The following is an 11,916-nucleotide window of genomic DNA, read 5'->3' as shown; positions in this document are numbered from 1 at the left end:
CTAGCGTGGTTGCCACCAGATTGGGGGGAATCAGGATGCGTCTCGCACTGCTCGCGCTTGCCGCGCTCGTTACACCGCATGCGGCCTCGGCCCAGTCCTGGCGCCTCGCCGCCTATTCGAACCAGGCGCCGCAAATGGCCTATTTCGTCGACGTCGATTCGGTGCGCCGCAATGGCAACGTCGTGACGTTCAAGCAGCAGACCATCTACGAGACGACCAGCCCGACGCGCGACTTCGACCGCTCGATGCTCACCCGCCAGGCCGACTGCTCGGCGATGACCTCGTTCATGCGCGACAGCAGCTTCTATGTGCGCGGCACCTATCTGGACACCGAGGCCGGCCCCAGCGACCCCACGCTCGCCAAGCCGGGCACCGTGCTGCTGACCATGCTCAACACGGTGTGCGGCCGCGGCGACTATTTCTCGCCGGTGGTCGCCAATCCGGAAATCTGGGTGCTCGAGAAGTTCCGCAAGGGCTTTTGAGCGTCAGCTGTTCCCCGGCGAAAGCCGGGAAAGCCGTTTACCGTGCGCGCCTGCCCTTACAGCAGCGTCCTGGCGTAGATCTCCGGCTTGAAGCCGACCAGCACACCGCCCGGATATTCGAGCACCGGCCGCTTGATCATCGAAGGCTGGGCCAGCATCAGCGCCGCCGCCTTGCCGGCATCGATTCCCTCGCGATCGGCATCGGGCAGCTTGCGGAAGGTGGTGCCGGCCCGGTTGAGCAGCACTTCCCAGCCGACCATCCCGCTCCAGCGCGCCAGCCGCGCGGCATCCACGCCCTGCGTCTTGTAGTCGTGAAAGGCGAACGGGATGCCATGCTCGTCGAGCCAGGTCCGCGCCTTCTTGATCGTGTCGCAATTCTTGATGCCGTACATGGTGATGGTCATTGCGCGCTTTCCTGATCGGGTCTGATATCCCCATATTGCCTGGACCAGGGAGCACAAGCGGAGGTGCGGCATGCGCGACGTAAAGCTGCTGGCGGGCGGCAACCCGCAGATCCCCAAGGGCGAGGGCGATGCGCCGGTGCAGGCCTATCTCGCCGCGATGCCGGGCTGGAAGCAGCGGATCGGACGCACGGTCGATGCCCTGGTGACGGCCACCCTGCCCGGCGTGCGCAAGGCCGTGAAGTGGAACTCACCCTTCTATGGCGCGGCGGACCAGGAAGGCTGGTTCCTGTCGTTCCATTGCTTCGACCGCTATGTGAAGCTGACCTTCTTCCGCGGGACCTCGCTCGATCCGGTGCCGCCGGGGCCGTCGAAGCAGAAGGATGTGCGGTATCTCGACATCCGCGAGGAGGATGCGATCGACCAGGCGCTGCTGGCGGCGTGGTTCCGGCAGGCGAGCGCTTTGCCGGGGGAGAGGCTGTAGGATGTAGCCTGTGCTCTCCCCGTCATCCCTGCGAAGGCGGGGATCCATTGTCGCTGAAGAGAATGAGACTCACGCCGGCCAGCCAGAATGGATCCCCGCCTTCGCGGGGATGACAGAGATAGGCGCGAGGACAGAGGTAGGTGCGAGGACGGAGGTAAGTGTGGGAATGACGAAGGGTAGGTTTTCCTAGTCCTTCAGGAACCGCCCCAGCGTGACCACGCCCTGCGGCTCCAGCCCCAGCGCGGCGTAGAAGTCCAGCGCCTCGGCATTGGTGTCGCGCACCATCAGCTGGATCTTGGGGCAGCCGCGGGCGCGCAGCCAGTCTTCCGCCGCCGACATCAGCTGCCGGCCGAGACCGGTGCGGCGGGCGCTTTCCGCCACGGCGAGATAATAGACCCAGCCGCGATGGCCATCGTCGCCGATCATCACGCTGCCGATAACCCCGCCCTCGCCTTCCGCGAGCAGCACGGTCGAGGTCTCGCCTGCCAGCGCCCGGGCAAAATCCTGCGCGGGATCGTTCCAGGGCCGGGTGAGCCCGCAGGCATGCCACAGCGCGATCACCGCATCGGCATCCGCGATCAGAGCTTCGCGGATCATGCCGGCTTCCGGGCGATGCGCCACAACGTCACGCCGCCGATCAGCAGCCACACCACGTTGAGCGCGGCCGAGGGAATCGCGCCGTTCCAGCCGCTGTTGACGATGAAGCAGGCCGCGCCGGCGACGTTCATCCATTGATAGAGGCGCGACTGGCCGGTCACCTTGCCCGAGGAGAGCAGCAGATAGGCCACGAGGATCAGTCCGGCGCCGGTCCAGCCGACGACCTCGATCAGCACCCGCTCGACAGTCATCGCGCGATGCAGGTCGTGCCGGCCCAGAGATTGGTGACCTTGCCATCGGGCGCGGGCGTGCTGAGCAGGCCGGAAAGCCCGCCCATCATGAATTCATTGCCGATCGAGGTCTCGCCGACATCGACTGCGCTGCCGGACGCTTCCAGCTCCTTGCGGGTAGTGCCGATGCCGACGCCATTGCCGGTGGTGAACTTGCCGTTCTCGCGCCCGTCCAGATCCCAGCCGGCGAACTTGCCGTCGTCGAAATAGAGCGACAGGCCGTTGCGGAAGGCGGCATAGCCCAGCGCGCCGGCGCCGCAATCCTGGTTGACGGCTTCCTCGATCGGGCTGCCCAGCGCGGCGCTGATCATCTTCACCGCTTCCGCCTTGGCCATGCCGAATCCGACATGGCGCGAAGAGCCATTGGGCAAGACCAGGGTCAGTTCGTCCGGCGCGAGATTGAGGCCCACCCCGGCCGCTTCCTCGCTGGCATTGGCGATATTCACCTCGGGCGGCGCGGAGGGGACGATGATCTCGGCCTCGTTCGCCGCGGCGTTGTTGGCGACGGGCTTCTCCGCCTCGGGCGAGCAGGCGGCGAGCAGCCCCAGCGCGGTGAGCGCGGCCGGCAGCAGCTTGATCGTCATCGTCATTCCCCCATCCCGATACAGGGCCATTGTCCCATTATCGCCGGTCGCCCGCAATGATTTCAGGCAAGCGCGGCGACGGGTTCGCGGCGAAAACAGCCGAGTTGATGATCGTTGACCAGCCCGACTGCCTGCATCCAGGCATAGACGATCGTCGGGCCGACGAACTTGAAGCCGCGGCGCTTCAATTCCTTCGAGATCTCTTCGGACAATGGCGTGGTCGCGACGAAGCCGTGGCCGGGGCGCTGGATCGGCTTGCCGTCCACGAACGCCCAGCAGAACGCGGCGAAATCCTCGCCGCGATCGCGCATCTCGCACCAGATCTGCGCGCCCCGGATCGTCGCCTCGATCTTGGCGCGGGCGCGGACGATGCCGGGATTGGCCATCAACCGCTCGACATCCCCGGGCCCGAAGGCTGCGACCTTCACCGGATCGAAGCCGGCAAAGGCTTCGCGGAATGCCTCACGCTTGCGCAGGATGACGATCCAGGCGAGTCCGGCCTGGAAACCTTCCAGCATCAGCGTTTCCCACAGCTCGCGGGAATCGCGGACGGGCACGCCCCATTCGGCATCGTGATAAATGCGATTGAGCGGATCGCCGGCCGCCCAGGCGCAGCGCTGCGGTTCGTCGGTCATTGGCTTCCCCTGATTGTCTCTCCGATTCGCACCTCGCCGAGCCCGAGCCAGCCGGCCATGCGCGCCAGCTCGACCGCCAGCCGCTCGAGCGTGTCGGCCGGCGCGTCCGGCTCCAGCGTGATCCGATGGGCGAGCAGCCGCCCGGCCTGACGATCGGCCTTGAGGTCGACGCGCGCGGTCAACGCCTCGTCCTGCAGGAAGGGCAGCACGAAATAGCCGTGCGTGCGCTTGTCGGCAGGGACGTAGATCTCGATCCGGTAGCGGAAGCCGAACAGCCTTTCGGTACGGCTTCGTTCCCAGATCAGCGGATCGAAGGGCGCGAGCAGCGCATCGCCGCGCACCCGGCGGGGCAGTTTCGCATCGCGGTGGAGCCAGGCCTTCTGGCTCCAGCCCTGCACCGCCACCGGGACCAGCACGCCTTCCTCCTCCAGCTCTGGGATGGCGTGGTTCGCTTCCTCGGGCTTCAAGCGGAAATAGTCGCGCAGATCGGTCGCGGTGGCGACGCCGAGCGCGCGGGCGCTGCGCTCGATCAGCGCGCGCTGGGCGGTGGCGGCATCGGGCGTAGGCAGATCGAAGACGGCGCGGGGGATCACCCGCTCGCTCAGGTCATAGACGCGCTCGAAACTGCCGCGCCGCGTCGCCGTGGTGATCTGGCCGGACCAGAACAGCCATTCGAGCGCGAGCTTGGCTTCGCTCCACTCCCACCAGCCGCTCTTGCTGCTGCCATTCTCGAAATCGGAAGCGGCCAGCGGCCCTTCCGCGGCGATGCGGTCGAGCACCGCCTTCGCCTCATGATTGCGCTCCTGCGCGAACAGGCGGAGATGACGCCAGCCGATCTCGCCGCGCTCGGCCCGGGCCATGCGCCAGCGGAAATGGGGGTGAAGGTCGATCGGCAGCAGCGAGGCTTCGTGCGCCCAATATTCGAACAGCCGGCGGCTGCGCTTCGGGCCCCAGGCATCGCGCTCGAGCAGCATGCGATCATAGCTGCCGAGCCGGGAGAAGGCGGGCAGATAATGCATCCGCGCCAGCACGTTGACGCTGTCGATCTGGTGGAGCCCCAGCCGCTCGACCGTGCGGCGGAGGTGCGGCGCGCCCACCGTTTCCGGATGGCGCGCGCCGAAACCCTGGGCCGCGAGGAAGATGCGACGCGCCTGCTTCAACGATAGGCTCGTCACTATTCCCCCTCCAGGCACTCGCGGAACATAACGAGTACCTTAGCGGGTTTTTATTCCCATTCAATCGTGCCGGGCGGCTTCGACGTATAGTCGTAGGTTACCCGGTTCACGCCGCGCACTTCGTTGACGATGCGGGTCGAGACGCGGGGCAGGAAGCCGGCAGGGAACTCGAAGGCCTCGGCGGTCATGCCGTCGATCGAAGTGACCGCACGCAGCGCCAGCACCGAATCATAGGTGCGGCCATCGCCCATCACGCCGACCGACCGGACCGGCGTCAGCACCGCGAAGGCCTGCCAGATCGTGTCGTAGAGACCGGCGTTGCGGATCTCCTCGAGATAGATCGCGTCGGCCTTGCGCAGGATGTCGCAGCGCTCCTTGGTGACTTCGCCCGGGATGCGGATGGCGAGGCCCGGCCCCGGAAAGGGGTGACGGCCGACGAACGCCTGGGGCAGGCCCAGCTCGCGGCCGAGCGCACGGACTTCGTCCTTGAACAGCTCGCGCAGCGGCTCGACGAGCTTCATGTTCATCCGCTCGGGCAGGCCGCCGACATTGTGGTGGCTCTTGATCGTCACCGACGGGCCGCCGGTGAAGCTGACGCTCTCGATCACGTCCGGATAGAGCGTGCCCTGGGCAAGGAAATCGGCGCCGCCGATCTTCTTCGCCTCTTCCTCGAACACGTCGATGAAGGTCTTGCCGATGAACTTGCGCTTGGCCTCGGGATCGGTGACCCCGGCCAGGCCGTTCAGGAACAGCGCCTCGGCGTCCACATGGACGAGCGGGATATTGTAGCTGTTGCGGAACAGGCTGACGACCTGCTCGGCCTCGCCCGAGCGCATCAGGCCGTGATCGACGAACACGCAGGTCAGCTGGTCGCCGATCGCCTCGTGGATCAGCACCGCGGCAACCGCGCTGTCGACACCGCCCGACAGGCCGCAGATCACCTTGCCGCTGCCGACCTGGGCGCGGATCTCGTTGATCTTGGTCTGGCGGAACTCGGCCATCGTCCAGTCGCCGGTCAGGCCGCAGACATGGCGGACGAAGTTGGCGAGCAGCTTGGCGCCGTCGGGCGTGTGGACCACTTCGGGGTGGAACTGCATCGCATAGTAGCGACGGTCGTCATCGGCGATCACCGCGAAGGGCGCGCCCGAGCTGTGGGCGACCGGGCGGAAGCCGGGGGCGAGGTTGGTCACCTTGTCGCCATGGCTCATCCACACCTGGTGGGTCTCGCCTTCGTGCCACATGCCGTCGAACAGCACGCAGCCATCGTCGATGTCGATGAAGGCACGGCCGAACTCGCCGCTGTCGCCCAGCTGCACCGTGCCGCCGAGCTGGTGCATCATCACCTGCTGGCCGTAGCAGATACCGAGCACCGGCAGGCCGGAGTCGAAGATCTCCTGCGGCACGCGCGGGCTGCCGTCTTCGAGCACCGAGGCCGGCGATCCCGAGAGGATGATGCCCTTGGGCTTCATCCGGGCGAACGCCTCTCCGGCGGTGGTGAAGGGAGCGATCTCGCTATAGACCCCCGCCTCGCGCACGCGGCGCGCGATCAGCTGGGTTACCTGGCTGCCGAAATCGACGATGAGGATGGAATCTGCATGCTGGTCCATGCCCAGCGCGCTTAGCCAGAAGCAGCGCCGGGGGGAAGGCCGGGCGCGAGATTATTCTTCGCGCCCTCCTCCGTTCCGCTTCAGAGCGACTGCAGCCCCTCGATCGTCACGATCGGATCGCTGCCCCGGCGCAGCGCGCAGCGGAAGCCGTGGCTCTGCTTCGTGGTGTCGCGGTAGCTGGCGGCGAGCTCGACCTGGCCCTTGATCACCCAGCTCTTGCCGTTCCACACCGTGCTGGTGACGTTCGAGACGCGGGCGAGCCGGGCATAGCGTTCGCCAAGGCTCTCGGCTTCCATCGCGCAGCGATCCGCCGCGGCGTCTTCGTCGTACAGCCCGTCGAAGCGCGCCGAATCGGGTGCCGGCATCTCGGCGATGGGACCGCTGCCCGGCTGGGGTGCCTCGCCATAGCGGCTGTCGGCGACGGGGCCGGTATCGATCGGCACGCGATCCTCGGGGGGAGGCGCGTCCTCGAGCGCCTCGACCGGGCGCGGCTTCTTCTTGCCGCTGGAGACGAGCGCGAGCAGGCCGCCGACCACGAGCCCGCCGACGATCGCGTCGCCGACATCGAACTTGTCCTCGTGATGCTTGCGCTCGGGGCGCCAGCGCTGGGCCTGGGCGGGCATCGCCATGCCGACGATCGCAACCACGGCGATCGCGCCGCCTCCGAGCTTCAGAACACCCATCGCCGCCTCCGTTACTTTTGTGGAACGAAATCTAAATCCATCAATCTGTCAGGTGGCTGAATGACATCAATCAGGACGCGGGTGGCGCAACACGACCAACCTGGTGATTTCAACATGCAGCGAGCCACCCGAGACTTGCCAGATCCTGGCTTCGACATCGTCCTTGCCGACGAACCTGTAGCAGGTCGCCCCTTCCTCCGTCGCGCAATTCCACATGCTTTCGAGCGGGCGCGCGACGAATGCCGACAATGCTTCGACGCAGGAGCCGGTGGCAGTATCGCAGCGGGGGAGCTTCCCGGCCTGCGCTTCGGCTGCCGCACGCCGGAGCAGGGCATGGCCTTCGCGTGCCGCCTCCTCGCTCACCGCGCGGAAGAAGCGCGGATCGTCCTGCCCAAGCCTCGCGCAGGGGCCGTTCCATTTGTCGTCGAACACGTCCCCCCGCTCTTCCGGCAGCAAGGAGAGCACCAGGAACCGCTTGCTGCTCTCCAGGCCATAGGCACGCATTGGCGTGACCGCGTCGGCATCGCGCAGCAGGCCCTGCGTCGGCGCCAGCTTCATCACCACCACATCCATACGACAGAGGCCGGAAGTGCCGAACGCACCGGCGGGATAGGGTGTGGTGACGAGGCGCTCGCCCGTGAGCGGCTGGGTTGGCTGCGTCGGGCTGCGGCGATCGGCCTTGCGGAAGAGGCCCCATAGCTGGTCCCGCAACTGCGCGTCGGTGATCGAGGGATCCTGCTGCCGGACTTTTGCCTTGGAGATAGTCTGCTGGGCACTTGCCGGCACCGGCAACATCAGCGCTGCCAGCATCAACATCGCATAGGCCCGAATACGCATCACCCCTCCCGAACACCGGCTCTGCCCAGACATAGGAGCCGTGCCCATCGGGCGATATCGAATGTTCGGCATTCGCGCCGAATTGGATGCGAACGCGGCGCCATCCCAAAGTCAGGATGGCGCCGCGTGCCGGTTACTTGCTCTTGATCTCCAGCCCGGTCCACTTGGCCGTGAAGGCATAGAGGTCGGAAGCTTCCTCGATGATCTTGTCGGTCGGCTTGCCGGCGCCGTGGCCGGCGCGCGTCTCGATGCGCACGAGATGCGGCTTGTCACCGATATCCGCATGCTGGATCGCGGCCGTGTACTTGAACGTGTGCCCCGGCACGACGCGGTCGTCGGTATCCGCCGTGGTCGCCAGGATCGCCGGATAGGCTACACCCGACTTAACATTGTGGTACGGCGAATAGGCATAGAGCGTCTTGAAATCGGCTTCCTTCGACGGATAGCCATAATCATCGACCCAGTAGCGCCCGGCCGTGAACCGGTCGAAGCGCAGCATGTCCATCACGCCCACCGCCGGCAGTGCCGCGGCGAACAGGTCGGGGCGCTGGTTGACCACCGCGCCCACCAGAAGCCCACCGTTCGAGCCGCCCTGGATCGCCAGCTGGTTCTTGCCGGTGATGCCTTCCTTGATGAGATACTCGCCCGCGCCGATGAAATCGTCGAACACGTTCTGCTTGTTCGCCAGGCGCCCGCCGTCATGCCACGCCTTGCCATACTCGCCGCCGCCACGGATGTTGGCGAGGACGAACACGCCGCCCTGCTCCATCCAGGCGATCCGCGAGGCGGAGAAGCTGGGCGTGTACGAGACGTTGAAGCCGCCATAACCCCAGAGCAGGGTAGGCGCCGGGCCGGTGGTGGTCTTCTTGCGGACGATGAACATCGGCACCTTGGTGCCGTCCTTCGACGCGAAGAAGCGCTGCTCTACCTTATAGTCCTCCGGCTTGAACAGCAGCTTGGGCTGGGCCCAGGGCGTGCTGGCGCCGGTCGCCATGTCGTAGCGGTAAATAGTGGTCGGCTCGTTGAAGCTCGTGAAGGCGTAGAAAGTCTCGGGATCGTCCGGCTCGCCGCCAAAGCCCGATGCGGTGCCGACGCCCGGCAGCTTGACCGCGCCCAGCGCCTTGCCGTCCAGGGTGAAACGGCGCACTTCGGTCTTGGCGTCGACCAGATAGCTGGTGACCAGCTTGCCACCGACGATCGCGGCGCCTTCCAGCGTCGCCTTGTCCTCGGGGACCAGATCGGTGGTGGCGAGGTCGGCGGAAGCCACGTCCATCGTCACGATCTTGTGCTTCGGAGCGCCCTTGTTGGTAACCCAGTAGAACTTGCTGCCGATATTGCCGGCCAGACCCCAGCTGTTCTCCAGCGCGGGGATCAGCACCCGCGGCTTCATCGCCGGATCCTTCAGGTCGATCAGCGAGATCCGGTACCGATCATCGGTGCCCTCGCTGGTGGTGACCACCATCCAGCGGCCGTCATCGGTTACCTGGGCATAGTGGCTCCACTTGGGATGGTCCGGCGTCTCGTAGACCAGCCTGTCCTCGCTCTCGGCCGTGCCGAGCTTGTGGAAATAGACCTTGTGGTTCTCGTTCAGCGCCTGGAACTTGGCATCGGCGGCCACATCCGGATAGCGCGAATAATAGAAGCCGCTGCCGTCCTTCGCCCAGGAGGCGCTCAGCGTGAACTTCATGCCATGGACGGTGTCGGGCAGTTCCTTGCCGGTGGCGACATCGAGCACCTTGGCGAAGCGCCAGTCGGTGCCGCCGTCCTGCACGGCGTAGAGCAGATACTTGCCATCGTCCGAAGGCGCCCATTCGGAAAGTGCCGTGGCGCCATCCTTCGACCAGCCATTGGGATCGATCAGCACGCGGCCCTGGCCATCCAGCGTATCGCGCACGAACAGCACCGCCTGGTTCTGCAGGCCGCTATTGTGCATGTAGAAATAGCGGCCGCCCTTCTTCTGCGGCGCGCCGAACCGCTCATAGTCGAACAGCTGCTTGATCCGCGCCTTGAACCAGTCGCGCCCGGGCAGCGTGGCGAGATAGGCACCCGTCACCTTGTTCTCGGCATCGACCCATGCGGCGACTTCCTTGTCGTTGCGCACGTCATTCTCGAGCCAGCGATACGGATCGGCGACCTTCACCCCGAACTGTTCCTCCACCACATCGACGCGGCGGGTTTCGGGATAGGCAAGCTTGGTCACTTTGGTCTCCGGCTGGGTCTGGGCGAATGCGGGGGTGGCAAGGAGCAACGGCAGGATGAGAGCGCGGCGCAAGGGAACCTCCGATTGGGGGGAATGCGTCCTAGGCTAACGCCCCGCCGCGATCGCTCAAGCGAAACCGACCACCGACGTCTCCGAAACGGCCCAGATCAGCGCGCCCAGCACCGGCGCGAGCGCCATGCCGGCCGAAAGCCAGGCGCTCATGTTGGATTGGGAATGGTTCCTGTTCATTCCCCGGATATGGGGATCGGAACGCCTGCGGAAGGAGTGCAGGAAAACTTGTGGGGCTGAAACGAAAAGGGCGGCCGCACTTGGTGCGACCGCCCTTCCCTATCTCGATATCGAGGCCGATCAGGCGACGGCGTCGAAATCGTCGTCGACGAGGACCGGACCCGAGTCCTGGCCCTTGGCCGAGACGTCGCGATCGACGAACTCGATGATCGCCATCGGCGACGCGTCCGAAGCGCGCGGGCCGGTCTTGATGATGCGGGTGTAGCCGCCGTTGCGGTCGGCATAGCGCGACGCCAGGACGTCGAACAGCTTCACCAGCTGCGCATCGTCGAGCAGGCGGGCATGCGCCAGACGACGGTTCGACAGGCCACCCTTCTTGGCGAGGGTGATCAGCTTCTCGACGTAGGGACGCAGTTCCTTCGCCTTGGCGAGGGTGGTGGTGATCTGCTCGTGCTTGATCAGAGCGGCGCTCTGGTTGCGGAACAGGGCCGCACGATGGGCCGAGGTACGCTGCAGCTTACGGCCGCCAACGCGATGACGCATTGTCTTCTTCCTTCAGTTCGTCTGGGGGCCGTTTCAGGTACCCCAAGCCAGGCGGTGCTAATCGGGCCACCGCCCAAAACCCGTGTGCGAATTTCGCGAAGGGGCGCCCAAAGCGGATTCGGGGCCGAGAGTCAAGGGCGGGGACGAAACTCCGCCCGCAAAAGGCCGTCGCTAGCTCGTCGACTTCGCCGCTCCGACCGGTGCCAGCACCTTAATCTCATATACCCGGTCAATGTAGAGATAGAAGAAGAACATAGAGGCGACGAGAACGAACAGCCCAATGATCGACGAGCTGATCTCGACCCCGTCGAAGCCGAATTTCAGCCTGCTCATTCCAGCCGGGGCGACGGGATTCTCCCCGGAAACTCCGCCAGCTTCGGAGGCACCTCCCCCATCATTGCCGGTTCCAGTCGGCCCACTCTTTCGGAATTGCAGATAACTCATATAGATACCGCTCAGGACGGTCAGCATCACGAAGATGCCGATGACGATATCGGTCACGCTCTGCTTGTAGAACGAAAACATGCGGTGCTGGTCTTCCTTGACCGCCTGGTCGATCTGCGCCCGGCGATACCGCAAATCCTCCGCATAGAGCGCTGTCGTGATGCGAGCGCGCTCTGCATCCTCCTTCGATACCACTGGCGGCGGTTCGCCCTCTTGCGCACGCACCGGCATCGTGGCGGTACACGATATCGCCAACGCCAGCGCAGGCCCGAGCCACTTCACTCCCGTCAAGGCCGCCTTGGCCTGCAGACTTGTCGATCCGGTAGCCATTCCCCTCCCCTTGCAGCACAAGCGCCAGGCGTGCTCGAATTGCGCAGATCGGCCTGGGTTCCCTGCCCGACCTGCGTGCAGCCGCAACATGCCAGCAGAAACGGGATGAGCGTTCGGCGCATCACTTTCTGCGGAGCGTCAGGGAGTAGCGCCGGACCTTGCACGTAGCGGTGACGGGATCCCATTCACGGCCCTGCGCCGCACAAAGGCCGGCTGCGGACAATGTCGGCCGCGGCAACGCCGGCAGCGGCGCAGAGCCCTGGGTCCCACCGCCGATGGTGCTGGCGTTGCAGCCCACGCAATTGGGCAGATTCCGCAGACCCCGTACAAGATCACCGGGAAGAGCCCGCCCCGTCTCGCCCCGCACCTGCGCAG

Annotated in this window: 14 protein-coding genes; 2 read left to right on the top strand and 12 right to left on the bottom strand. The window is 65.7% G+C overall.

Going from position 1 to position 11,916, the window contains the following annotated elements:
- Positions 1-35 precede the first annotated feature (35 nt).
- On the top strand, positions 36-482 hold the full coding sequence (locus O3305_RS22115; RefSeq protein WP_269574446.1) for a surface-adhesin E family protein: 447 nt from the start codon (positions 36-38) through the stop codon (positions 480-482).
- Positions 483-538: 56 nt separating this feature from the next.
- On the opposite strand, the gene O3305_RS22110 is transcribed toward O3305_RS22115, so the two are convergent.
- Entirely contained in the window at positions 539-886 is a 348-nt protein-coding gene (locus O3305_RS22110; RefSeq protein ID WP_269574445.1) for an ArsC family reductase, read from the bottom strand.
- A gap of 70 nt (positions 887-956) precedes the next feature.
- Here O3305_RS22110 and O3305_RS22105 point away from each other — a divergent pair, with 70 nt between their 5' ends.
- Positions 957-1,367 (top strand): DUF1801 domain-containing protein, encoded by a 411-nt coding sequence (locus O3305_RS22105; RefSeq protein WP_269574444.1) that lies wholly within the window; start codon positions 957-959, stop codon positions 1,365-1,367.
- A gap of 186 nt (positions 1,368-1,553) precedes the next feature.
- Here O3305_RS22105 and O3305_RS22100 read toward each other — a convergent pair whose 3' ends face one another.
- The 11 genes from O3305_RS22100 to O3305_RS22050 form a co-directional block, all read right to left on the bottom strand.
- Positions 1,554-1,964 carry a GNAT family acetyltransferase gene (locus O3305_RS22100; protein WP_269574443.1) on the bottom strand — a complete coding sequence of 137 codons (411 nt, stop codon included), beginning with the start codon at positions 1,962-1,964 and terminating at the stop codon, positions 1,554-1,556.
- Positions 1,961-2,215: a CBU_0592 family membrane protein gene (locus O3305_RS22095; RefSeq protein ID WP_184169594.1), complete on the bottom strand. Its 255-nt coding sequence runs from the start codon at positions 2,213-2,215 to the stop codon at positions 1,961-1,963. The genes O3305_RS22100 and O3305_RS22095 overlap by 4 nt, the downstream gene beginning before the upstream one ends.
- Complete coding sequence (locus O3305_RS22090) at positions 2,212-2,844, bottom strand: hypothetical protein (protein ID WP_269574442.1); 633 nt, start codon at positions 2,842-2,844, stop codon at positions 2,212-2,214. Before O3305_RS22090 ends, O3305_RS22095 begins: the two co-directional genes overlap by 4 nt.
- A gap of 56 nt (positions 2,845-2,900) precedes the next feature.
- On the bottom strand, positions 2,901-3,473 hold the full coding sequence (locus O3305_RS22085) for a DNA-3-methyladenine glycosylase I (RefSeq protein WP_269574441.1): 573 nt from the start codon (positions 3,471-3,473) through the stop codon (positions 2,901-2,903).
- Positions 3,470-4,648: a winged helix-turn-helix domain-containing protein gene (locus O3305_RS22080; RefSeq protein ID WP_269574440.1), complete on the bottom strand. Its 1,179-nt coding sequence runs from the start codon at positions 4,646-4,648 to the stop codon at positions 3,470-3,472. Before O3305_RS22080 ends, O3305_RS22085 begins: the two co-directional genes overlap by 4 nt.
- A gap of 50 nt (positions 4,649-4,698) precedes the next feature.
- Positions 4,699-6,255: a glutamine-hydrolyzing GMP synthase gene (gene guaA, locus O3305_RS22075; RefSeq protein ID WP_269574439.1), complete on the bottom strand. Its 1,557-nt coding sequence runs from the start codon at positions 6,253-6,255 to the stop codon at positions 4,699-4,701.
- A gap of 80 nt (positions 6,256-6,335) precedes the next feature.
- A complete protein-coding gene (locus tag O3305_RS22070) occupies positions 6,336-6,938 on the bottom strand; it encodes a hypothetical protein (protein ID WP_269574438.1) in 603 nt (200 codons plus the stop codon).
- Between the two features lie 66 nt (positions 6,939-7,004).
- Entirely contained in the window at positions 7,005-7,775 is a 771-nt protein-coding gene (locus O3305_RS22065; protein WP_269574437.1) for a hypothetical protein, read from the bottom strand.
- Positions 7,776-7,908: 133 nt separating this feature from the next.
- A complete protein-coding gene (locus O3305_RS22060; RefSeq protein WP_269574436.1) occupies positions 7,909-10,047 on the bottom strand; it encodes a prolyl oligopeptidase family serine peptidase in 2,139 nt (712 codons plus the stop codon).
- Between the two features lie 297 nt (positions 10,048-10,344).
- Positions 10,345-10,767, bottom strand: coding sequence for a 50S ribosomal protein L17 (gene rplQ / locus O3305_RS22055; protein ID WP_184169824.1), 423 nt, complete (start codon positions 10,765-10,767; stop codon positions 10,345-10,347).
- A 171-nt stretch (positions 10,768-10,938) separates the two neighbouring features.
- Entirely contained in the window at positions 10,939-11,541 is a 603-nt protein-coding gene (locus O3305_RS22050) for a hypothetical protein (protein ID WP_269574435.1), read from the bottom strand.
- Between the last annotated feature and the right edge of the window lie 375 nt (positions 11,542-11,916).

The sequence above is a fragment of the Sphingomonas sp. NIBR02145 genome, assembly GCF_027359115.1.
Classification (GTDB): Bacteria; Pseudomonadota; Alphaproteobacteria; order Sphingomonadales; family Sphingomonadaceae; genus Sphingomonas; species Sphingomonas kyeonggiensis_A.
This window is presented reverse-complemented; position numbering and strand designations above follow the sequence as displayed.